Source organism: Geobacter sp. (assembly GCF_027327745.1).
Classification (GTDB): Bacteria; Desulfobacterota; Desulfuromonadia; order Geobacterales; family Geobacteraceae; genus Geobacter.
Genome location: NZ_DAHVYG010000030.1, coordinates 1 through 23,875, shown reverse-complemented (window position 1 = coordinate 23,875; position 23,875 = coordinate 1). Strand labels below are relative to the sequence as shown.

Annotated in this window: 15 protein-coding genes; 2 read left to right on the top strand and 13 right to left on the bottom strand. The window is 64.6% G+C overall.

Annotation, left to right across the window (positions count from 1 at the left end; genetic code table 11):
- Nucleotides 1-93: 93 nt before the first annotated feature.
- From M6689_RS05340 to murI, 13 genes are all read right to left on the bottom strand, one after another.
- Complete coding sequence (locus tag M6689_RS05340; RefSeq protein WP_298268738.1) at nucleotides 94-5,259, bottom strand: CxxxxCH/CxxCH domain-containing protein; 5,166 nt, start codon at nucleotides 5,257-5,259, stop codon at nucleotides 94-96.
- Nucleotides 5,260-5,325: 66 nt separating this feature from the next.
- Nucleotides 5,326-8,445, bottom strand: coding sequence for a CxxxxCH/CxxCH domain-containing protein (locus tag M6689_RS05335; protein WP_298268735.1), 3,120 nt, complete (start codon nucleotides 8,443-8,445; stop codon nucleotides 5,326-5,328).
- A gap of 42 nt (nucleotides 8,446-8,487) precedes the next feature.
- Nucleotides 8,488-9,330 carry a cytochrome C gene (locus M6689_RS05330; protein WP_298268732.1) on the bottom strand — a complete coding sequence of 281 codons (843 nt, stop codon included), beginning with the start codon at nucleotides 9,328-9,330 and terminating at the stop codon, nucleotides 8,488-8,490.
- A gap of 63 nt (nucleotides 9,331-9,393) precedes the next feature.
- Entirely contained in the window at nucleotides 9,394-12,087 is a 2,694-nt protein-coding gene (locus tag M6689_RS05325; protein WP_298268729.1) for an Ig-like domain-containing protein, read from the bottom strand.
- A 384-nt stretch (nucleotides 12,088-12,471) separates the two neighbouring features.
- Entirely contained in the window at nucleotides 12,472-13,845 is a 1,374-nt protein-coding gene (locus M6689_RS05320) for a sigma-54 dependent transcriptional regulator (RefSeq protein ID WP_298268726.1), read from the bottom strand.
- A 59-nt stretch (nucleotides 13,846-13,904) separates the two neighbouring features.
- On the bottom strand, nucleotides 13,905-15,377 hold the full coding sequence (locus M6689_RS05315; RefSeq protein ID WP_298268723.1) for an ATP-binding protein: 1,473 nt from the start codon (nucleotides 15,375-15,377) through the stop codon (nucleotides 13,905-13,907).
- A gap of 46 nt (nucleotides 15,378-15,423) precedes the next feature.
- The gene (locus M6689_RS05310; protein ID WP_298268721.1) at nucleotides 15,424-16,002 is read right to left on the bottom strand and encodes a type II secretion system protein; all 579 of its coding nucleotides are present in this window, start codon (nucleotides 16,000-16,002) and stop codon (nucleotides 15,424-15,426) included.
- Nucleotides 16,003-16,019: 17 nt separating this feature from the next.
- Nucleotides 16,020-16,964, bottom strand: a complete 945-nt coding sequence (locus M6689_RS05305; RefSeq protein WP_298268719.1) for a transketolase family protein — start codon at nucleotides 16,962-16,964, stop codon at nucleotides 16,020-16,022.
- Nucleotides 16,965-17,040: 76 nt separating this feature from the next.
- Entirely contained in the window at nucleotides 17,041-17,874 is an 834-nt protein-coding gene (locus M6689_RS05300) for a transketolase (RefSeq protein WP_298268716.1), read from the bottom strand.
- Nucleotides 17,875-17,908: 34 nt separating this feature from the next.
- Nucleotides 17,909-18,325, bottom strand: coding sequence for a hypothetical protein (locus M6689_RS05295; RefSeq protein ID WP_298268714.1), 417 nt, complete (start codon nucleotides 18,323-18,325; stop codon nucleotides 17,909-17,911).
- Between the two features lie 90 nt (nucleotides 18,326-18,415).
- Entirely contained in the window at nucleotides 18,416-20,833 is a 2,418-nt protein-coding gene (locus M6689_RS05290; protein ID WP_298268712.1) for a homocysteine S-methyltransferase family protein, read from the bottom strand.
- Entirely contained in the window at nucleotides 20,830-21,417 is a 588-nt protein-coding gene (locus tag M6689_RS05285; RefSeq protein ID WP_298268710.1) for a GerMN domain-containing protein, read from the bottom strand. The genes M6689_RS05290 and M6689_RS05285 overlap by 4 nt, the downstream gene beginning before the upstream one ends.
- Nucleotides 21,418-21,423: 6 nt before the next feature.
- Nucleotides 21,424-22,233 (bottom strand): glutamate racemase, encoded by an 810-nt coding sequence (murI, locus tag M6689_RS05280; protein ID WP_298268708.1) that lies wholly within the window; start codon nucleotides 22,231-22,233, stop codon nucleotides 21,424-21,426.
- A gap of 207 nt (nucleotides 22,234-22,440) precedes the next feature.
- On the opposite strand from murI, the gene M6689_RS05275 reads away from it, so the two are divergent.
- Both M6689_RS05275 and M6689_RS05270 read left to right on the top strand, forming a co-directional pair.
- Nucleotides 22,441-22,782, top strand: a complete 342-nt coding sequence (locus tag M6689_RS05275) for a hypothetical protein (RefSeq protein WP_298268706.1) — start codon at nucleotides 22,441-22,443, stop codon at nucleotides 22,780-22,782.
- Between the two features lie 7 nt (nucleotides 22,783-22,789).
- The gene (locus M6689_RS05270) at nucleotides 22,790-23,767 is read left to right on the top strand and encodes a 2-hydroxyacyl-CoA dehydratase (protein WP_298268705.1); all 978 of its coding nucleotides are present in this window, start codon (nucleotides 22,790-22,792) and stop codon (nucleotides 23,765-23,767) included.
- The last annotated feature ends 108 nt before the right edge of the window (nucleotides 23,768-23,875 follow it).

Below are 23,875 nucleotides of genomic sequence, written 5' to 3'. Positions count from 1 at the left end.
CGTGAGTCTAGCACGGAGGGTGCCAAAGAGAAAGGCTGGTGAAACACCAGCCTTCCAAACGGACAATTCATGGCAGACAAATTCATGATGGCATTACGTGCAACCGGGGATGACCTGGGCATGGCCGTTACTCTGGGTATAGCTCCCGGAGTTAATGCTGTTGATGCCGGTCCTGAACGTGCTCGGATTAAGAAGCCGCTTCAGGGTGCTGTTGCCGTGGGGAACCGATATGTGGCAGTACTGGCAGTTGCGGTCGTGCTTGTAGCCGCTGCCATAGGTGTGAGAGTTGGCCTGCTCGCCGCTGAAGCCGGTGCTGGTGAAGTTCGGGTCGTGACAGTTGAAGCACCAGACCGTGCCGTCCAACCGCTTCACCGTGCTGTTCCAGGTCGTATAGGGGCTGCCGGCCGGGACCTTTAGTATCTTGGCGATGCTGGACCCGTGGGGACCTTCCGGCACGGTCACCCCGCCATCGGCGCCGTCGGAACCATGACAGTCGGAGCAGCGCATCTTCACCGATCGTAGCTGGGTATTGGTGTAGCCGTTGTAGCGCGGCATCATCTTGTAAACGTAGGTTGTATTGAAGTTGCCGTAGGTGGTGCTCGCCTTGGGCGCTCCCTTGTCGTTCTCCACCCAGTGATAGCTGACGTTGTTGGTGTTGAACTCGACGGCCAGGTTGGTGCCGGTGCCATAGCCGGCCCAGTTGGTGTGGCACTTGAAGCAGAGCTTGTACTGGTGGTCCGGGTTGTTCAGCGTCACCACGGTATATGTCGGCGTGGCACCGGCTGCCGGGGTCGTCGGGTCGAGCCCCGTTACGCCCCGGATCGGATTGGCGCTGGTTGCCGCATGGGGATTGTGGCAGTCGGCGCATTCCACGTGCCGGTTGGCGGAGATGTACGCCGCCGTCTCGTTCGTCGGCGACGGCTTGTGAACGCCCGTATAGCCGGCGACATTGTGCTTGTAGGTCTTCTGGAACGCGGTGAAGATCCCCTCGGCACGGCTGCTCATGGCGGCGGTTTTGTAATAGTCCTTGTTCGCCACGGTCTTGGCCGGACCGCCCCCCGGACTGGCATCGGCCGTCTTGCTGTGGCAGCGGTAACAGAAATTCTCGTCGTTGCCGTCCACCAGATTGGTCCCGAGGGAGGCGTACACTCTCCGGACGCTCCGGTCGTGGACGGTCGTGGTCATCTGGGAGAAGACGGCGGTTTCGCCATTGCGGCCGTTATGGCACTTGGAGCAGTTCGCATTGAAGGTCCCGCCGTCCGTCCCCTTCATGGCCGAGGCTACGGCATATTCGTGGGCCGAAGCGGAGTAGCTGACGAACGGGATCGCCACGGTCTTGGTGGAGCTGGTCTCGGTCAGGATCCTGGTCGTGCTCTTGGTAAGCTCCGAGTTGTGGCAGGAGATGCAGATGCCGCCGCTCCCTCCCGAGGTGCCGACGTAATCACTGTTGCTGTAGGTGCTGGCAGTGCCGGCCACCGGCGCCACCGTGATGTTGGTCCGCAGGTTGTTTGCCCTGGCGGCGCTGTTGGTGTTGAGCATCGGGCTGAAGATGTTGTGATCCACGTGGCACATGGTGAAGAGTCTGCTGTTGGAGTTGGTGCCCGTGGTGGCATCCCCCTGCGGCACGGCGGTCGGGTAGGCGGCGTAGCTCCCCGAGTAGTTCCGCATGGCATGGTGGTAGCCGGTGCTGTTGGCGATATCCACCTTGTGGCAGTCGGTGCAGTTGTACCTGTTGTTCCAGGCGACCACCGTTGCGGCCTTGTTGGCATCGCCAAGCCCCGTCGGGTGACAGGTCACGTTGGCGCAGGTGCTGCCGGCGGCATTGTACGTATAGGTGACGGCGGCCAGCGAGCCGGCGGCCGCGGTGACGTTGTCGCCATCCTTGTACGTTCCGGCGGTGGAGATGTTGTAGAACTCGTTCACGTGCCGGCTATAGCTGGCGATGGAGGTATTGGTGGTTGTGGTCTTCCCGTGGCAGTTCAGGCACTGGGGTTGGGCACTCCCCTGGGTCGCCCGCGCATCGATATGGAGCTGGTGCGCGTTCCCCTTGGGCGCCCCCGAGGCGTACAGCGGTGCCGCAATCCGGTAGGTGCCGGTCGTATAGCTGTTGGAGTTCCCGTGGCAGCCGTTGCAGCCGAGGGTCTGCCCGCCGCCCCAGGTCACGGCCGTATTGGGGGCCTTGCCGGCGCCGGTATACGGTTGCGCAAAGGTCGTCCCCTGGCTGTGGCAGTAGATGTTGGCACAGGCCGTCGAGGAATTGACATAGGCGGAACCGTCGCTGTTGGTCCCATCCCAGACCACGTCCTTCTTCTTGTTCACGTGCTTCGTCTTGTCGGCGATGGTCGCACCGTCGGTGGTGGTAGCGTTGTGGCACTTGGCGCAGCTGAAGCCGTAGGTGGTGCCATCGACGTGTTTCGCGTGCTTGTTGGTTGAGATCAGCAATCCGCTGGCGGTGGTGTAGCTGTGGCACGCCTTGCAGCGGGTGTTCGTCGCCGAGCTGGCCGTCGTCGCCCAGGAAACCGCCGTATTGCCGCTGCCGCCGGCGCCGTTGGAGTGGCAGTAGGTGCTGGTGCAGGCGGTGTTGCCGTTGGACCAGGCGAAGCCGTTGTCGGTCGTGCCCGCCGCGCCGGTATAGGTGTAGGTCGGCTTCTTGCCGGGGGCGGTGTAGCCGAAGAAGACCTGGGCACGGTACGGGCTGCTGGCGTAGCCGCTCACGTGGGTCGCCTGGGCCGGGTTGTGGCACGAGGCGCAGCCGAAACGGTATGCGGTCGCGCTGCCGCTCAGGTTGCCGGTGGAATAGTTGCTGTACTTCGAGGGGAGCGCCGTCGTCTCCTCCACGTGGAGCTTGTGAGCACTGACCGGCGTGGTTCCCCAGTTGTTGATTCCCCCGCCGCCGGTCGTGCCGGCGTTGGCGCTGTGGCAGGAGTTGCAGTAGGTACTCCCTCCCCAGGCGAGGGAGGCGCCGGCACCGTGGCAGTAAGTACTGGAGCACTTCTTCTGGGCGCTGTCGTAGGTGCCGCTCGCGTTGTTGCCGGTAAGGTTGAAGAAGACGTTGCGGCTGCCGTTCACATGGTAGCTGGGCGAGACGGTCGTCCGGATGCTGGTGCCGTTCTTGGTGGTCTTTTCGTGGCATTCGCCGCAGGAGATGCCGCTCGACTGCACGTGCTTCGCGTGGCTGTTGGAGGTGGCGGAGCCGGCGGCGCCGGCGTTGGTGTAGTCGGGCATGCCATTGGACGTGGAGCGGCCGTGGCAGGAGTTGCACGTGACGCTTCCCGTCCACCCCTGCCGCACGTAGACACTCCCCCCGTAGGCGCCGGGGAGGTTCCCCGCCGCGACGCTCGTGTTGCCGGTGGAGTGACAGTAAAGGTTGCGGCAGGTGGTGATGGCCGAGGAGTAGGTGCCAAACGCGTTGGTCGGGTCGAACTTCACGTCCCGGCTCTTATTGACGTGGCTGGTGGAGTTGGCGAAGGCCGGGGCCGTGGTGGCGTTGGCGGTCGCCTGGACCTTGCCGTTGTGGCACTCGGCGCAGGCGAAGCGGTAGGGGTTGGCGCTCCCCACGTGCTTCGCGTGCGGCGTGGAGGCCGGCGGCGCGGCGGCGGTCACTCCGTGGCAGGTGCCGCAGGCACCGCTGGCGGCGTTCCCCCAGGTGGGAGTGGTGTAGGTGGGGGAAGCGGTCAGGCCGTTGCTGTGGCAGTAGACGCTGGAGCAGGTGCTGTAGCCCGCCCCCGGCCTGGTGGAGCCGTTGTAGCCGGCGGTGGCGCCGAAGTAGTTGGCGATGTTGACGTTGATCTCGTAGTTTGCGTGCTTGAGCGGCTGGGAGGCGACGTGGCAGACCGTGCCGCAGGAGGCAGAGGTGCTGGTGAAGGCGCTCTTGTCGTAGGCGTGGCAGATGGCGCACTTCATATCGGAATCGGTTATGCCGTAGACCGTCTTGAGGTGTTTCCTGTGGCTGCCGGAGGAGATCTGCCGCTGGATCATGAGGCCGGGGAAGCCGCCGTGGGTGTCGCTGCCGGTGGTGCCGTGGCAGGTGCCGCATTTGCCGGTGGTGGCGCTTCCCCAGGTGGGGGTGGTGTAGGTCGGAGGCCAGGTGCCACCGTCGGCCTGACCGGTGGAGTGGCAGTAGACGTTCTGGCAGCTGCCGTAGCTGGAGCCGGGGGCTTTGGCCGACGGGGTGGCCGGTTTGGCGACGGCGCCGTTGTAGCTCCCGTTGGCCGCACTGGAGCTGTTGGCGAAGGCGATCTCGACCTGGTAGTCGACGTGGCGCGTGACGTCGGCGATGGCCGTATTCCCGCTGGCGGTGGCGGCGTGGCAGACGGAGCACTTGATCTGGGAGTAGGTGGTGCCGCCGCCGAAGACGTGGGCGTAGTGGCTCCCGGTGTTCATGTAGTCGACGGTGGCCTTGTGGCACCCGGTGCAGGTGAGGCTCCCGCCCCAGGTGGCAACGGTGTTGGGGGCGTTGAAGGCGCTCGCCTTGTTCCCCGGGCTGTGGCAGTACAGGCCGCTGCAGGTGCCGTTGCGCGGCGGGGCCTGGCTCGGGAGGTAGTTGGGGTAGCCGACGGTGCCGCCGTATGAGCCGGCGCCGCTGTTGGGGGCCGCCGTAAACTGCACGGCGAGCCCGCGGTGGCCGGCGCTGGTGGCGTGGGCGAAGGGTGCACCTTCGGCGGTGTGGTCGGGGTGGCATTTGACGCAGGAGCCGGTGGTGGTCCCGTAGTAATCGCCGTGCTTCTTCCCGGAGCCGCTGGTGGCCGGGTGGCTTCCGTCGGCAGGAGCTGCGCCGTGGCATTTGTTGCAGTCGGTGGGAGCCGCAAGCGGCGTGGCCCCCCAGGTGGGGGTGGCGCTCTCGAAGTGGCAGTTGACGCCGGAGCAGGTGCCCAGGGTCGGGTTCGCGCTCTGGGCGAAGGAGGTGCCGCGGCTGTATGCCCCCGTTGCCGGCGAACCGTTAATGTTGCTCGTGATGTTGATGAAGCCGTCGCGGTGGCTGGTGGTGTACGACGCGACCCGGCCACCGTGGCAGGGGGTGCAGTTAGTGACCGTTGCCCCCGGTGCCATGTGGGTCCGGTGGCTCCCCGGGAACCCGCCGGTCGTCCTGTTGCGGAAGGGCGCATCTACTGGGCGGTAGTCGGCAGGAGACGCCGTGCCGTGGCACTGGTAGCACTGGATGGCCCAGCCGGTGCCTGCCAGTGAGAGGAAAAGGACGCCAGCAATAAAGAAACCGACCGTTAAATAACCGCACCGATCGGTGGTAATCTGTCTCAACATGGAAGCCTCTCCTGTTTTTGACCGGGAGGGGCGCATTCCGCCCCTCCCGTTACAACATACCTTGCGTTATTTATCGTTGGACCACCGCGGCGTCGGCTGGAAGTGGCAGCTGACGTTCCAGCAGCTGCCGGTGTTGGCCGGTGCCTGCTGCTGGTACCACTGGCCCTTGGTGTCGTTGAACTTGTAGTTCGGGTCCACCTTGACGGTGACGTTCGCCTTCTTCGCCGCGGTGCCCGTGGCATTGAAGACCGTCGCATCCCCCACGTGGGCGGTAGGTCCGCCGTTGTGGCAGGTGAGGCAGGGGGTGAAGCCCTGGCTCGGCCGCAGGTTCGCCATGAGGTGGCCCAGTTTCACGTGGGCGCCGCCGCCGCCCGAGTAGTTCTCCAGCTTGGCCGTGGAGTAGGTGGACTGGGTCGCCACGAAGCCCTTCGGCGCCGGCGGATAGCCGTGGCACTCGTTGCACGCCTTCGGCTTGAAGGCGAAGGTGTTTTTGTGGGAGTGACAGTTGAGGCAGCCGCTGGTCGGGTGGTTGGCCCCCTCGTCGATCCCCCGTTTATAGTGGGACGTCTTGGTGTGGCAGGTCTGGCAGACCCCGCGGTACGGCGGTGCGAGCTGCACCAGGTCGCCGGATGTTGCGTAGCCGATCGTCGACGTCAGGGCATTGAAGGTGATGAACGCCCGCACCATCTTGATGTTCGTCGTGCCGTGGGGATCGTGGCAGACCTTGCAGTCCATGTTGTAGACCCCGAGGTCGGTGGCGTGGGTGGTCACGTTCTGCTTGGCCACGGTCGGGACCTTGGCGGCGTCGTTGTGACAGCCGAAGCAGAGGGTGTTGTCGTTGGTGGCGATCCGCTTGTAGGTGCCGAGGGCCGTGGAGATATGGGCGCTGTTGGCATCGTGGCAGCTGTTGCAATGGCGGCTCGTGGTGTAGTTGGTGAATGCCTGGCCATGGCCCGTCGCCGTGAAGTTAGCCTTGGTGGGCGCCGTAAGGCCGTTGATCACCGACAGGATACCGGTGTGGCAGCTTTCGCAGGCGACCCTGCCGCCGGTCCAGACGACCCCGTTTTTGTGGCAGTTGGTGGTGCAGTTGGTGGCCGGGACGTCGACGGTCCCGTTCACGTGGGTGGCCGCCAGTTCCGTGGTGTAGGTATGGCAGTTCTGGCACGAGGCGACGACGGTCTCGTCAAAGTTCGGACCATAGACCGCGGTCAGGTGGGCCGGGTGGCCGTACGTATCGATGGGAGTCGCGCCGGTGGCCTTGTGGCAGCCGCCGCACTGTCCCGATGCCGGATTGGACCAGTTCGGGGCGATCTGGGGCGCCCCACCCTTCCCGTTACTGTGGCAGTAAACGGTGGAGCAGTTGGAACCCGACAGGGCCTGCCCGCCGATGGACCCGGAGAACAGCTTGTCCTTCACGCCGTTAACGTGGGTGCCGCCGGAGGCGCGGGCGCTCGCCAGGAGCGTCGTGTTGTCGCTCACCGTCGCCGCGTGGCAGTTGAGGCAGCCGTAGCTCTTGCCGCTCACGCCGCCGGCAATGTGGCGCGAGTGGGCGCCGGTCGCCGGGGTGGCGCTGTGGCACTGGCTGCAGTGAGTGGTGCCGGTCATGGCCGTAATAGTGTTCTTCTGTCCGGCCCAGGTGGGGGACTTGTAGCTGCCGCCGTTGCCGTCGCTGTGGCAGTAGAGGGTGGAGCAGGTGCCGCTTCCCGTGCCGGTGTAGGTGGGAGTGGCGCCGTTGGTGGCGGCCTTCGTCCCGGCGGGTTGGAGGAAGATATCCTGGAACGTCCCCTGGTTGTGCCCGAATCCCTTGTGGCACTCGTCGCAGGCGAAGCTGTAGTAGCTGCCGCCGCCGGCGTGGCTGATGTGGGGGGTGGCGGACTCGTCCTTGAAGACCCCCGACGCGGAATAATCGTGGTTCAGGGCACTATCCCTCGCATAGCCGGAGGGGCCGCCCGCCGTGTTCACCTGGGGCGGGAAACCGTGGCAGGTGGTGCAGTTGGCCGAGAACCCCTGGGAGTGGGTATGGCAGGAGCGGCAGTCGGCGGCGTTGGTGCTCGTCTGGTGGGTGCTGATGGTGGCGGGGAGGGTCGGGTGGCACGCCACGCAGACCCCGAAGGAATCCTTGTTGTAGTTTTTCAGCGCCGTTGAGGTGTACTGGAACATCACCTTCTTGTTCCGGATCGCCCCGTACTGGGTGGAGATGTTCATGTACCGGTTGATGAGGAAGACGTTGGGGGTCGTCCCGTCGGCCGCATCCACGTGGCCGCCGTGGCAGTCGGCGCACTGCACGTTCTGGTTCTTGGTGCCGTTGTGGCTCTTCACCTTGGCAGTGGTGTTGGCCGGATTGTCAGTGGACTTGTGGCAGTTGGTGCAGATGTTGACGGCGGTGACGCCGGCGCCCCGCATGTCGGTCCGGAGGAGATAGCCTCGGGAGGTGGAGAGGAGCCCCATCCGGGCGCTGGAAGCGTTGTCGAAGGTCCGGCTGTTGGAGTCGGTGAAGTGCACCCCGTGGCAGGTGGTGCAGACCACCTTGCCCGAGGGGCTGAGCCGCATGGCCGAGGTCGGGTTCGCCGGGTTGGCGTTCTGCGGCGTGGCGTAGAACTCGTCGGGGCGCGCCGCGGCCTTGGCGGCATAATCGACGGTGACCGGGTGGCTTCCCTTAGTGTGGTCCGTGGTATTGCGCGACCGGTGGCAGTCAAGGCACATGGAATCGTTCCAGTTGGTGGCCCGGAGGGACGGCTTGCCGTTGTAGGCCGAGGAGTAGGCGGCATGGACGCTGTGACAGCGGGCACAGACGATGGTTCCCCGCATGTTGGTCTTGTTCAGACGGGAGTCGACAGGGGGCAGTGCCCCGGCCTTCGGGACCGTATCGCTGCCGATCCAGTTGTGAGAGGTCTGGTAGATGACGCCGGTTCTGACTGAAGTGAAGGTCCGGAACGGGTTGGCGAAATCGGCCATGGTGAACGGCTTCTTGAAGCCGTACGGAATGCTCGACGGGGTGTGGCAGGTGAGGCAGACATTGTTGAACCCGTTGGAGCCAAGGGTATTGTGGACGGCATGGCAGCTGTAACAGGTGTACCCTTTGACGGAGTCAACCTCGTGGGGCGGATCAATCGCCCACGCCGAAACCGTCACCATGAGCACAGAAGCTGTAACCACAGCCCGCATCATCATTTTTATCCTATTCATGGCTCACTCCCGAACATTGGAACACCAATTACACATGCTAAATTATTTATTGTGACAGGCGAAGCACATGGCGCTTCCATCGTTATCCCGCACAAGAAACGGTCTCAGCTTTTTATTGCCGGTGGGGCTCCCCGTGGGAATGCCGTCGAAATCGAGCCCGTAATCGACATGGGGATCGTGACAAGTCGAACATTCCATCCTGTCCCGGTTGGGACCATAGAACCGGAACCCCTGGGCCTTGACCGCGTTGATGTCGTTCAGGTACTGGGACCCCTTCTGGCCATAGGCAGCCGTATAGGAAAAGGAGATCGGATGGTCATCCATCAGGTTGTACCCGGCATACGTATCGCTGTTGGTCTTGCCGATATTGGCCCGGTAGGGAGTGCCGAAGGTCGGAAGACTCCCCATGGCGAGGGCTTGGACGTTCGGGTTGCTGGGGTCGGTGAGGGGAAGCCCGGCCATCTTGACCCGCTTGTCACCCGAGCCGTCGCCTGAATCGACCCCGACATCGGAATTGTGGAGCACGTTGATGGCGGTCCGGCCGTCATGACAGCTAAGGCAGAGGAGCGACTCGGGGCCCGGCGCCGTCACTGCCTTGGCCGTGGACGAAAGCGTCGTCGACGAGGTGTACATCCGGAACGTCTGGGTCGGATTGACCTTGTTCCAGAGGGGTACCGCCGGTTTGGCGTTATGGGGGGTGTGACAGAAGATGCACACTTCATCCACCTCGGAACTGTACCAGTGACGGTTGCTGGCATTTGCCCATGGGGCGGTCTTGGCCAGGTTGTGAACCGTCCAGCGGATATTTCCCGGGCCTGCGTTTCCGCTTCCCACCGCGGCCAGGATCGTTGCGGCGGCAAGCGCTCCCACCAGAATCCTCTTCATTCCAAACCTCGCTGCGTGTAGTCCATTACATACGAGCTGCGTCCTGCAAAAAAACCGCCAGTCCTACCAACTCTGCATCCCGAGGGCCTTTCTCAGGATCAGGATTATATCGACCATGTCCACGGCGCCGTTGGGATGGGCTTTCCCCTGGAGCAGCGGACCGATGTCGCCGTGGGTGAGATAGGCAGCCGTCGGCTTGATCTGGCCGAGATATACCTTGAGCGCCAGGAGGGCGTCCTGGACCGCCACCTTCCCGTCACCGTCCAGATCGCCGTCGGGCACCTGGACGACCAGCGCCTTCACCGTGCTGTTGCCGGCGGCGTCGGTGGCACGCACCGCCAGGGTGTCGGCATCATAGCTCCCCACGGTCAGCGTGGCCTGCCACGCTTCGCCGGACATCGTCACCGTGCCGGCGGCGCCGTTCTTGTCCTCCACGGTCACCGTCGCCCCCTGCTCCACCGTGCCGGAGAGCTCCGCCGGGAAGGGGGTGTTGACCGCGTTGAGCGCCAGGGCCGGCGGTGTGGTGTCGTAGATGAGGGTCCGGGTCACCGTGCCGGTGTTGCCGGCGGCGTCGGTCGCCCTGATGGTGATGGCGTACGTCCCTTCGTCGGCGAAGGTCACACCCAGGGCGAAGGTGCCGTCGGCCTGCTCGACCTGCACCGGCACGCCGTTCACGTCGGCGGTGAAGGTCACCGGAGCGGAGTCGGAAACGAGGCCGGTCAGGGCAACGCTCTTGGTGTTCACCGCCTTGTCCTGCGTGGGGGAGGTGAGCACGAGGGTCGGGGCATCGGCGTCGAAGACGACGGTCCGCTTCACTGTGGTTACATTGCCGGCGAGATCGACCGCCGTGACCTCCACCGTATTGAGTCCCGCCACGAGAGGAACGTCGGCGCTCCACTCTTTACCGGTCATCGTTGCCGGCTGGCCGGCGACCGTGACCTTGGCCGTCTTGTCGACCGACCCGCTCACCGTCACATGGTTGACGGCCACGTATCCCCCCTCGGCGGGGGCCGCAAAGGTGACCACCGGCCGGGTGGGATCGAAGATGATCGTGCGGGTGTCGCTGACCGAATTCCCCGCAAGGTCGGCCGCCACTACGGTAATGACATTCGGACCGTTGTTCAGGGTGACGGCGGTGCTGAAGGCCCCGTTCGCCAGGGTGACCGGCTCGCCGTTAAGCAGGACGGTGCCGATATTGGCATCGCTCACCGTCGCCTGGATGTTCTGCACCTGCTCGCTGGTATAGCTGCCATCGGCCAGGGCCGACACGTGAAGCACCGGCGCCGCCGTATCGAGGATGGTTGCGAGCGAGAGGGTTCCCGCCGCGCTTTGGGGCCGCGTAGCCTTCACCGTCAGGGCGTTGAGACCATTGGCGAGGGGCACGCGGCAACTCCAGCTGGTGCCGAAGACCGTGGCCGTGACGTTAGCTCCGGTGGTGGTGTTGGCGACCGTCACCGTGGAGCCGGCATCGACGGTTCCGGAGAGCAGCTGGTACGGATCGTTGGTGACGGAGGAAGTCGGGTCGAGCGCAAGCTGCGGTGCGGGCTGCAGATAGTTCACCGTCGCCGCCAGGGTAGCGGCGTTCAAGGAGGCATCGCGGGCGGTCACGGTGACGGTGGTGCTCCCCGGGACCAGCCCGCTGAGGGTCACGCGCCAGGTGCCGGCCGAGGGGAAGGAGATCGGGCTGACGACGGCGCCGCCGCTGGCCGAGATGGTCATGGCGGCGCCGGCCTCAACAATGCCGCTGACATCGACGGTGGCGGCGTAAACCGTAGCCGGGACCGGATCGATGGTGAGCGCCGGCGGGGTGGTGTCCACAGGGACCCCGCCGCCGTCGATGTTGAACACCGAGAGGTTGCCGTAACCGTTTACCACGAGGAGGCGGCCGTAGGCCTGGTCGAAAACGAGGTCGGAGGGGACCATCAGTTGTCCCTTACCGCCGCCGTACCCGCCGAAAGTGGAGAGGTACTGCTGGGTCCCGTTCGGGTCGATGGCCTGGACGGTGCTCTGGAACGTATCGACCACGTACATCCGCTTCAGTGCCGGCGTCGGGTCGCTGGTATACTCGAAGGCCACCCCCTGGGGAGCGGTGAAACCGAGGGCGCCGGAGCCGAAGACGCCGACCGTCCGTTTATAGACACCATTTGTGTCAAAAAACTGTACACGACCGTTGCGGGTATCGACCACCGCCACCTGGCCGGAGATCTTTTCGAAGGCAATGCCGGAAGGGGTGGAGAACTGGCCGTTCGCCGTGCCGAAGCTCCCGAAGCGGCGCGCGTAGACGCCGTTGGCATTGAACACCTGCACACAGTTATCCTGGCTGTCGACCACATAGATGAACCCGGCGGAGTCGACGGTGATGCCGTTCACCATCTTGAACTGGCCGGCGCCGGTGCCGAGCCGCCCGGTTTCGGTGCCGTCGGCACCGAGTATCGCCACGTAATCCCCCTGGCCCACCAGGAGCGAGCCGTCGGCGGCGATGGCGATCCCCTGGGGCGAATGGGCGGTCTTGATGAGAGCTGTCAAATGACCGAAGGGATTATACTTGAGGACCCCCCCGGAAAGAGGATCGGTTACATAGCTGTTGCCGGTGGAATCCACTGCAACCCGCAAGGGAGAACGCATTCCCTCCGAGATGGGATTCTGGGCGACCACCACCGGAGCCAGGGCGGCAAGGGAAGTCGTTGCCAGCGAAATAACCAGAAACGCCAGTGAGAAGGCAACGGACACCATTCGTTTCGGCGATCTGCATACCATGGTAATGCCTCCGGTTTTATTGGAAAAATTCCGGCGATCCTGCAATCCGCGTCGCCAGGAGTATTCTCCTGACCCAAAATGAGCAATATCGGTGCCAACAGCGCTTCGCAAAAGGCTTTTTCCGCAAGGCGCCGTCAGCACGGCGTTTCCCGGCACGGGGCGGTCACGGACTAACTTCGCCTAATATCTCCCTGCAATTTTTTGGTGAAATAACCGGGACGCTCTTTCCAATTCAACCCAAAAAACGGCATACGAAGCAAAGCACTGACCAGGACCCCGGGGAAACCATTGAGGAAATTCATCCCGCTGGAAACGAAAAAAGGGCAACAACCGCCGGTCCCTTGGCAGGTGCTGCCCTTTGAGGAGAAACGAATTGATTGCTTGCTACTTGAGGAACCCGAACTTCTTCATCCGGTAGCGGAACGCATCGATGCCGAGATTCAGCTTTTTGGCAGCCTTGGACTGGTTCCAGTCGGTTATCTCCAGCGACTGGCGGATCAGTTCCTTCTCCACTTCCTCGATGTCGACCCCCTCGGGGGGAAGCTTGAAGGTAGTGAAGCCGGTGGTCTGGGTCGAAGCCTTGGCGACGATCTCAAGGGGGAGGTGTTCGAGGAGCAGCGTATCCTCGTTGCCTAGAATTATGGCCCGCTCGATCACGTTCTTGAGCTCCCGGATATTGCCGGGCCAGTGATAATCGACAAGGAGCTTCTCGGCCATCTTGGAGATGCCGGTAACGTGCTTGTTGAATTCGCTGTTGAAGACGTCGATGAAATGGTTTGCCAGGTGGAGGATGTCCTCCCGCCGCTCCCGCAGGGGGGGGAGGAAGATGGGGATCACCTGGAGGCGGTAATAGAGGTCGTTGCGGAAGGTCTTCTCCTCGATCGCCCTGAGGAGGTCGCGGTTGGTGGCGGAGATGATCCGGACGTCCACGGCAAACGACTTGGTCCCGCCGATCCGGCGGAAGGTCCGCTCTTCGAGGAACCGGAGGAGCTTCGCCTGCATCCCCATCTCCATGTCGCCGATCTCGTCGAGGAAGACGGTACCGCCGTCGGCAAGCTCGAAAAGCCCCTTCTTCATCGTCTTGGCGTCGGTGAAGGCCCCCTTTTCGTGGCCGAAGAGCTCGCTCTCCAGCAGCGTTGCCGGCACCGCCGCGCAGTTGATCGCCACGAACGGCTTTTCCGCCCGGGCCGACTGGTAGTGGATCCATTTGGCCACCAGTTCCTTGCCGGTTCCCGACTCACCCTGGATCAGCACCGTGGAGGCGTCGCTGCGGGCGACCTTGTCCATCATGTCGAGCACGTTCTTCATGTGCCGGCTCCCGCCGATGATGTCGGGGGGGCCGAACTTCTTCGACTGCTCGCTCCGCAGCCGCTGGACCTCCCGGCGCAGGTCCGAAGTTTCCAGCGCCTTGCGGATGACGATCGCCATCTCGTCGAGGTTGAATGGCTTGTTGATGTAGTCGTAGGCGCCGAGCCGCATGGCGTGGACCGCCGTCTCCAGCCCGCCGTGGGCCGTGACCATGATGACGATGATCTCGTCGTCGTACTCCTTGGTCTTCTCCAGCACTTCGAGGCCGCTGATCCCCGGGAGCTGGATATCCAGGAGGACAAGATCGGGCTGCTCTTCCCGGACGATCCGCAGGGCGTCTTCGCCGTTGCCCGCGGAAACCACCTCGTACCCCTGTTTCTTCAGGTTCTGCTCAAGGGACCAGCGGATCAGGTGTTCATCGTCGACAACGAGGATTTTTGTCTTTCTCACGTCCGCTCCTTTGCCTTGCTGTTCTGACTGAGATCAAAGATTAATGCGCTATGCACCCGCTATGACACCCCGGCAACCGGCAGGTCTACGCTGAAGATCGTTCCGCCGCCGTCCTCGCTCGTAACGGAAATCCTTCCGCCATGCTGGGTGATGAGCTTCTGGCAGATGGCGAGGCCGAGGCCCGTCCCCTGCGCCTTGGTCGTGAAGAAGGGGGTAAAGATCTTACCGATGATCTGTTTCGGGATGCCGGGGCCGGTATCGGCAATGGTGATCCGCACGAACCGCTCCCCGCCGCTCTCCGCAAGGGAGCTCCCGACGGTGAGGACTCCTCCCTCCTGCATCGCCTGGATGGCGTTGAGGATCAGGTTCAGAAACACCTGCTGCACCTGTTTCGGGTCGACGTACACGGGAGGGAGTCCCTCCGCCAGCTCCAGTTTCCGCTCGATGTTCTTTCCCCCCCGATGCTGGAGGGCAAAAACCAGCGTCCGGCGGAGGATGTCGTTGACCTCCACGCACGCCGGCTCCGGCGGGGCCGGCTTGCCGAAGAAGAGGAGGTCGTTGACCGTCTTGTCGAGCCGGTTCACCTGCTCGATCACTTCGCCGATGATCTCCTTGCGGGGGTCTTCGTCGGTGAAGTCCTGCCGGATGATCGACATGGCGGCGGCAATCCCCGCCAGGGGGTTCTTGATCTCGTGGGCGATGCCGGCGGCCATCTCGCCGACGGACGCCAGACGGTCGGCCCGCTCCATCTGCTGGAAGTGGTACTGCTCCAGCTCCCGTTTCGCCGTATCAAGCTTGTCGACCATGGAGTCGAAGCTGGAGATGAGGCGGCCGATCTCGTCCCGTCCCCGGGGGGTCATCCGGACCGACAGGTCCCCCTGCTCGACCCGCGCCATGTTCTCGATGATGCAGTTCAGGGGGCGCCGGACAAACCGCACCATGACGATGGAGATCGCCAGCGCGATGAAGGCGATGATCGCCGCGGTCGAAAAGACAAAAAGGCGGGTCAGCTCGATGATGCGCCGGTTGGTCTCGGCCAGGGAGTAATTGACGTTCAGGATCCCGATGATCCGGCGCTTGGTGCCGTGACAGATGTGGCAGGGTTCGGAGTTGTAGATCGGCTTGATCATCCCGAACACCTCGCCGAAATCGGGAGAATCGTAGATCCCGCTCGCCAGGTTGTTGATGAAGAGGGAGTAGTCGCCATCGGGGACCGGAGTCCCGACCTCGAAGGGGTTGGACGACTTGAGGATCAGCCCCTGGGGGTGGAATATCCGGGCGCCGATCAGGCGGCTGTGACCGTGGACGACCATCTCCAGGGTCGTCTGCACATCCTGGGTATCCCCCATGCTCATCGACTTGTAGATGCTCCTCTCGACGGTGCTGAGTAGAAGCTGCGTGTTCTCCCGGGCCGTCTTGATGAGCTGGGTCTTTTCGCGCGTCAGATTGAGATAGGTGAAGGTGCCGATCCCAACGGAGAGGAGGGTTACCAGCAGAACGATGACGCGCGTTGTCAGGCTCTTGAAGATCAACCTTCCCCCTGGAAACTGCGGTGTTTCGGATAACCGGCGGAGCGACTCACCGGGTCGCCGTCCCCCCGGCGGGAACGGATGGGGCGCCACCCGGTTGCCCGGAGACGGCCGGCGAACCGCCCCCCGGTTGCTGTCCGGACGCGGCACCCTGCCCTCCCCCCAGATCGGCGGCGAAGATCCACTTCCGGTACTGGTCCGTTCCTTCGAGCCCTTCGAGCCCCTTGGGGAATCCCCCCGTCTTGAGAGGCTCCTCCTCGCTGGTGCTCATCACCCCCACAATCCCTTTCCCCGGCTGCCGCACGACGTCGAAGTCGTTACCGGTCACGGGATCCTTGTAGAGCCTGCGGATGTAGCGGACCGTGGTGGCGGTTCGGGGGTCCTTCAGCAGATCCTTCAGGTCGTTCAGGGGGGTCGGCGGCGGCTGCCCCGGTCCCGCCGGCTTGTACCAACGCTCCAGGGCCGCCTTGTACTGCTGGCCACGGAAGAGCAGCTCCTCTTCGCGCTCCCGCTTCATGATCGTTCGCCAGAGCTGCCCCGACACCCCGAGCATGATCCCCATGACGACGACGATCATGATCGCCGCCAGGTAGGTGAAGCCGTCGGAAGACCTAAGTACGCTCCTCACGCTTCACTCCTCCCGCCTCACCCCCGCTTGCGGCCGACGATCTCCCGCGCCGCCTCGGCCAGGTCGGCGGGCATGAGGCCGAAATACTTGAGAAGCTCCTCCGCCTTGCCGGAGAGGCCGAAGCGGTCGTGAATCCCGACCCGCTTGAGCGGTACCGGGCAGCTCTCGGAGAGATATTCGGCCACGGCGCCGCCGAGGCCGCCGACCACCGAGTGCTCCTCGGCGGTGACGATGGCACCGGTCTCCCGGGCCGCCTTGAGAAGAATCTCGCCATCCAGCGGCTTGATGGTGGCAAGATGCACAACCCGGGCCGAGATCCCCTCTTTGGCGAGGAGCTCCGCCGCAGCCACGGCCTGGGCGGTCATGAGCCCGGTGGTGACAAAGGTCAGGTCCGTCCCTGCGACGAGCTGGACCCCCTTGCCGATCTCGAAGGGGAGATCGTCGGTTGTGACGGTGGGGACCTTGTTGCGGCCAAGCCGCACGTAGACCGGCCCCCTGCAGGCGGCGGCGGCACGGATCGCCCTGGCGGTCTCGGGGCCGTCGGCCGGGACGATGACCGTCATGTTCGGGATCGCCCGCATGATGGCGATATCCTCCACCGACTGGTGGGAGCCGCCGTCCTCTCCTACGGTGATCCCGCCGTGGGTGGCAACCACCTTCACGTTTGCCTTCGGATAGGCAAGCGACTGGCGGATCTGCTCCCACGCTCGGCCGGCGGCGAAGATGGCGAAGGTAGAGAGAAACGGTATCTTGCCGGCGGCGGCAAGGCCGGCGGCGGTGCCGACCATGTTGGCCTCGGCGATCCCCATGTTGAAGAAGCGCTCGGGGAATTTTTTGGCGAAGAGCGAAGTCTTGGTGGAACCGGAGAGGTCGGCATCGAGAACGACGATGGCCGGATTCTCCTCCCCCAGCTCGGCCAGGGTCTGGCCATAGGCGTCGCGGGTGGCGATCATGGTGCTCATATGTCAAGGTCCTTTCTTGTCTCTATGTAGGGGCGCGGCAAGCAGCGCCCCTACCGGATTCATTGATCCCCGTGCTTTACAGGTTGCACTGCTCGCCGAGGCACTCCAGTGCCCTGGGGAGCTCCTCGTCGCTCGGCGCCACCCCGTGGTACGATGCCTTGTTCTCGAAGAAGGAGACCCCCTTCCCCTTGACCGTGCGGGCGACGATGGCGGTCGGCTTCCCCTTCACGGCGGCTGCCTGCTCCAGGGCGGCGACAATGGCCGTCATGTCGTGGCCGTCGATGTCGATCACCTGCCAGCCAAAGGCGGCGAATTTGTCGGCAACCGGCTCCACGTTCATCACCTTCGCCACCTCGCCGTCGATCTGGAGACGGTTCACGTCGATGAAGGCGCAGAGGTTGTCGAGGCCGTAGTGGGCCGCGGCCATGGCGGCCTCCCAGACCTGTCCCTCCTGGAGCTCGCCGTCCCCCAAAAGCGCATAGACCCGGCTCGCGCTCCCGTCGAGACGAAGCCCCAGCGCCATCCCGTTGGCCATGGAGAGTCCCTGGCCCAGGGAGCCGGTGCAGACCTCCACCCCCGGGGTCTGTTTGCTGTCGGGGTGCCCCTGGAGGTGGGAGCCGAGACGCCGCAGCATCATCAGGTCCTCCTTCGGGAAATATCCCGCCTCGGCCAGGGCCACGTAAAGGGCCGGCGCCGCGTGCCCCTTGCAGAGCACGAAGCGGTCGCGCCCCTCCCACTTCGGGTCGGCCGGATTGTGCCGCATGACGTGGAAGTAGAGGGCCGCAATCATGTCGATGGCCGAGAGGGAGCCCCCGGTATGGCCCGACTGGGACTTGTGCAACGTCTTGACTATGTCGACCCGAAGCTGTCGGGCCTTCTCCTCCAGTGAGCTGATCGTTTCGCTGTTCACGCTGGTCCTTTCCGTTGATGCCGGGATTATCGGCTTATTTGTCGCCAGCCATGAGGAAGTCGAGAATGACCTCATCGAGGCTGGAAGGCTTGTCCTGTTTTTTTTGCGGAGCGGGGGGTGACTGAGGAGGGGAAGCGGCAGCAGGGGGCGGACCGGGAGCCGGCTTCGCGGCAGGCCGGGGAGCCGCGGCGGGAAAGGCCCGGGCGTCGAACTCTCCGTTCTTGAGCCGGCGGAGCATCTCCTTGTGCTGCTCTTTCATCAACTCCTCGACCACCTTGTCGAGACCGCTCACCGCGACGATGTCGGCGTAGCTCGTCTTCCTGGAGGCGATGATGGTCCCCCCCCGGTAGAGGAGGGTGACGATGAAGGGGTTTGCAACGCCGCTGTCCTCGGTCTGGACGTGGAAGACCTCGCCCTTGTACATGACGTTATGATTGAATCCGACAACCATGGGCACCCATCCGCCAAATGACGTAGCCGGGTAAAACTACCACGTATATTTGCCGGTTGCAAGGGATAATCGGTACGGCAATTCGCGTGGTTACGCCTCTTTACCGAGGAGCGCCCTGATCCGGGCAACCGCCTCCATGGCGTCCCGGGCGTAGAGGTCGGCGCCGATCCGGTCGGCGTACTCCTGGGTCACCACCGCTCCCCCCACCATGGTGAAGGTCCTGATGCCGGCCTCTTTGAGGCGGGCGATGACGTTCTCCATCTCGGTCATGGTGGTGGTCATGAGGGCGGAGAGCCCCACGGCGTCGACGCCGAGCTCCTTAGCCTTCGCCACGATCCGGTCGGCGGCGACGTTCTTGCCGAGGTCGATCACCTCGAAGCCGTGGTTTTCCAAAAGCGTGCAGACGATGTTCTTGCCGATGTCGTGGATGTCCCCCTCCACGGTGGCCATGAGGATCTTCCCGCGGCTGGCGGCGGGGGCCCCCTTCATCGCCTCCTTGAGGCGGGCAAAGGCGGCCTGCATCGTCTCGGCCGACTGCATCACCTGGGGGAGGAAGACGAGGTTCTTCTCGAAGCGGCGCCCCACCTCCTCCAGGCCGGGGAGAAGCCCCTCGTTGCTCACCTGAAGCGGCTCCAGCCCCTGTGCAAACGCTTCCTCCACCAGGGCCGCGATGTTCTCCCGGTCGCCGGTGATGACGGCCCGCTTGAGCCGCTCGCGGATGTCGGGACACTCGGCGGCTGCGGTCAACTCGGACGGTGGAACGGTGCCGGCGTAGGCGGCGATGTAGGCGGCCGACGAAGGGTCGCGGTTCAGGAGCACCATGGCGGAGCGCCAGGCCGCCATCATCTCCTCCTCTTTGGGGTTGACGATGGCGGCGTCGAGGCCGGCGGCCATGGCCATGCCGAAGAAGGTGGAAGAGACCAGGGGGCGGCGGGGAAGGCCGAAAGAGATGTTGCTGACGCCGAGGACCGTGTTGCAGCCGAGCCGCTCCTTCACGAGCCGCACCGCCTTCAGGGTCTCCATGGCCCGCTTCTGCTCGGCGCTCACGGTGAGGGTCAGGCAGTCGATCACCACATCGCCGCGGGGGATGCCGTGTCCTTCCGCGGCGGCCACGATCCGCTTCGCCACGGCGAGGCGCCCCTCGGCGGTCTCGGGGATGCCGGTCTCGTCCAGGGCCAGGCCGATGACGGCGGCGCCGTACTTCTTCACCAGCGGCAGGAGCCGGGCGATGCTCTTCCCCTCGCCGTTCACGGAGTTGACCAGCACCTTGCCGTCGGCCGCCTTGAGCCCCCGTTCAAGCGCCGCGGGGTCGGAGGAATCGAGGACCAGCGGCACGCCGACGCTCCCGGTGACGCAGAAGACCGCCCGCTCCATGGCGGCCGGCTCGTCGATCCCCGGGGTGCCGACGTTGACGTCGAGGAGATGGGCGCCGGCGGCCACCTGCTCCATCGCCTCGCGGCGGATGTAGGAGACCTTTCCCTCCCGCAGCTCCTGGGCGAACCCCTTCTTCCCCGTGGGGTTGATCCGCTCGCCGATGATCGCCGTGGTGAGTCCGCCGCCGAAGGCGACGACGGAGGTGCGGCTCGACAGGTACGTCACCCCCGGCGCCGGGCCGCAGTCGCGCCACGACTGGTCGCGCCCCGCCAGCGCCTCCCTGATGGCCCGGATGTGGGCCGGGGTGGTGCCGCAGCAGCCCCCGATGATCCGGACGTTAAGCTCCAGGAGCCGGTCGTGGAAGGCGGTCATGTCGTCGGGGGTGCCGGGGAAAACGGTCTTGCCATCCACCAGCTTCGGCAGCCCCGCGTTGGCCTGGGAGATGAGGGGAAGGCGCGTCACCCCCCGCATCGCCTCCGTGACGGCGCAGATGCCGTCGGGGCCAAGGCCGCAGTTGGAGCCGACGATGTCGGCCCCCGCCGCCGCCAGGGTCACGGCTGCGGCTGCCGGAGAAGTACCGAGGACGGTGCGCCCCTCGTTGTCGAAGGTGAGCTGGGCGATGATCGGGATCGTGGGGGAGAACTCCCGGATGGCGATGACCGCCGCCCGGATCTCCTTGATGTCAAGGAAGGTTTCGAGGGTGATGAGGTCGGCGCCGGCCTCGACGAGGGGCGCGGCCTGCTCCCGGAAGAGCTCCGCCATGGCGTCGAAGGTCACCTCCCCCACCGGCTCCACGAAGAGCCCGGTGGGGCCGATGGAGCCGGCCACGTAGGCCCGGTCGCCGCAGACCTCCCGGGCGATCTCCACGGCCCGGGCGTTGATCTCGCGGACCTTCCCCTCCAGGCCGAAGTGCTCCAGCTTGGCGCGGGTGCCACCGAAGGTGTTGGTGACGATGATGTCGGCCCCCGCCGCCACGTACTCGCGGTGGACGCCGGCCACTACGTCGGGGAGGGTCAGGTTCAGCTCTTCCGGCGATTGCCCCGGCCTCAGGCCCCGCTCCTGGAGCATCGTCCCCATGGCGCCGTCCAGGACGAGGACGCGCTCTTTGATCGCCTGCAGGAAGGGCTTCTTCATGGTTTCACCACCTTTTCATCGTTCTTTTCCAGCGAAAAATCGGGCGCCAGCGGCTGCCGCAGGTCGAGGTGCCCCGCCAGAGTCTCGACCTCCTTCCCTTCGACCAGGAACCTCACCCCCTTGACCTGGGGGAAGTTGAGGCAGACCGTGTCGACCACCGAGTAGACAGCCGCCATCTCGGCGGAGCTGCCGCCGGGGAGCCCCGCCACCAGTTCCTTGCCGAAGTCGATCACCGCCGTATCCCCCTCGATCCGGACCCCCCGGACGACGGCGCTCGGGGGAAGGGTCGGCTGCAGCTCACCCACGGGGCCGTTCACCAGCTCCCCCACCACCTCCTGCACACAGCCGGCCACGTTGTCGCAGGCGCCGACCTCCCGCCCCTCCCGGGCAAGCCCCTCGGCATCGGGGGTGGCGAAGAAGAGGGTCACCCGGAACGTGCCGGTGGGTCTCGGCTCCGGGCGGGTGACGGGGAGTTCCCGGCTCGAACGGTATTTCTGGAAGATCATCAGGCCGAGCACCGTGGCGGCCACCAGAAAGGCGAGCAGGACGAGGAAGCTCCGCTTGCGGGGTTTGGTGCGCTTCATAACGATTTATCCCTTCTCCTCAAGGCTTACCTGGTAGACGTCCCCGAGCCTGCCGCCGAGAAAGCGGTTGCCGACCCGGATGAACCCCGCCGGCACGTCGGAAACGAAGTAGTGGTGGTTCCCGAGTTCGGCGCCGGGGCGAAGCAGAGCCTTCCCCCGAAGGATCTCCGCCACGGTGCGGGCGGTCTCCTCCGCCGAATCGACCAGTTTCACGGCATCCCCGACCGTTTCGCCGATCACCTTCTTGAGGATCGGGTAGTGGGTGCAGCCGAGCACGAGGGTGTCGACGCCGTGGTCGCGGAGCCCCCCGAGGTAGGTCTCGGCCGTAAGGCGCGCCACCTCGTTGTCGGTCCACCCCTCCTCGGCCAGGGGGACGAAGAGCGGACAGGCCCGGGTCACCACCTCCACCTCGGGATTCATCCGCTTGATCGCCTTGGCATAGGCGCTGCTGCGGATGGTCCCCTCGGTGCCGATGACCCCCACCTTGCCGCTGCGGGTGACGGAGACGGCCCGGCGTGCCCCCGGCTCGATGACGCCCACCACAGGGATGGAGAGGGTTTCCTGCAGGGCTTCGAGGGAGCAGGCCGAGGCGGTGTTGCAGGCGACCACCAGGAGCTTGATGTCGCGCTTGACGAGAAAGGAGGCGATCTCCAGGCTGTAGCGGGTGACGGTCTCGGGGGACTTGGTCCCGTAGGGGACCCGGGCGGTGTCGCCGAAGTAGATGGTGTCTTCCTGGGGGAGGGCCTTGACGATCTCCTTGAGGACCGTCAACCCCCCTACCCCCGAATCGAAAATGCCGATGGCTTTCCAGGGCACGTTGGGTTCTCCGCAGGGTTCCGGACAACAAAAACAGCCTTCGTTCCCGTTGTCGGAATAGTCAAAGATATTTATACTAGGTGAGCAAACGCCCTATTGTCAAGGCATTTGCCCCGCGTACGCCGCGAGCATGAGGCTTCATTTTCTCCGGAAAATCTGCTATGTAGGTTGTTACGCATTTTCAATCCGCATCGATCGGGAGCCCCCATGGAAAAGCAGGAGATGCTCGACAAGGCGAAGGAGACCCTGAGCCCCTTCGAAACCGGCAACATCATCTCGTTCGTCAAGGGCCTTACCCTGAAAAGCGCCATGGAGAACCCCTGGGTGATCGGCATCCTCGCCCTGCTCATCTTCTACGGGATCTTCAAGCGCTCCAAGTTCGTCCTCTCCACGGTCTTCGCCGCCGTCTCCATCGCGCTCCTCATCCGGCTCACCCTCCCGTCCGGCGGGGGGAACGAGCTGACCCTCGGCTCCACCATCCCCTTCGCCCTGGGAGGGCTCGTCATCGGCGCCTTCCTCATCTATTTCATCTTCATCAAGTCGGAGTAACCGTTTCGTGCACCGTGTCGGCTTCACCACCACCATCCCGCTGGAGGTAATCCTCGCCGCGGAGAAAATTCCCGTCGACCTCAACAACGTCTTCATCACGAGCCCGGCCAACCACCGGATGATCGAGGAGGCGGAGGTGGACGGCTTCCCCCGGAGCATCTGCAGCTGGATCAAGGGGATCTACGCGGCGATCCTCGAATGCGGAATCAAGGAGATCGTCGCCGTCACCGAGGGGGATTGCAGCAACACCCGCGCGCTCATGGAGGTCCTCTCCCTCAGGGGGGTGGAGACGGTCCCCTTCGCCTACCCCCACGACCGGGACCCGGCGAGCCTCCGCTTCGAGATCGAGAAGCTGATGCGCCACTTCGGGGTCGGCTGGGACGCGGTGAACCTGACCCGGGAGCGCCTCGGCCGGATCCGGCGCAAGGTGCGGGAGATCGATCGTCTCACCTGGGAGGAGAACCTCGTGAGCGGCCAGGAGAACCACTACTTCCAGGTCTGCACCTCGGATATGAACGGCGATCCCGACCGGTTCGAGGCGGAGGTGGATGCATTCCTCGCCGGCGTCCGGAGCCGCCGCCCCTTCGAGGATACCGTGCGGCTCGCCTTCATCGGCGTTCCGCCGATCTTCGAAGACCTCTACCCCTTCCTGGAAACCCTCGGGGGACGGGTGGTCTTTAACGAAACCCAGCGCCAGTTCGCCATGCCGTACGACACGCCGGACCTGGTGGAACAGTACCGGGCCTACACCTATCCCTACGACATCTTCCACCGCCTCGCCGACATCCTCCTGGAGCTGGAACGGCGGGGGGTGGATGCGGTGATCCACTACGTCCAGTCGTTCTGCTTCCGGCAGATCGAGGACATGATCGTGCGCCAGAAGATCCCGCTCCCGGTCCTGACCCTCGAAGGGGACAAGCCGGCCCCCCTGGACGCGCGGACCAGGATCAGGATCGAAGGGTTTCTGGAGATGTTGGTGGAGTAACTCGGGGCTCGGAGCTCGGGGCTCGGGGCTCGGGGCTCGGGGCTCGGGGCTCGGGGCTCGGGGCTCGGGGCTCGGGGCTCGGGGCTCGGGGCTCGGGGGTCGGGGCTC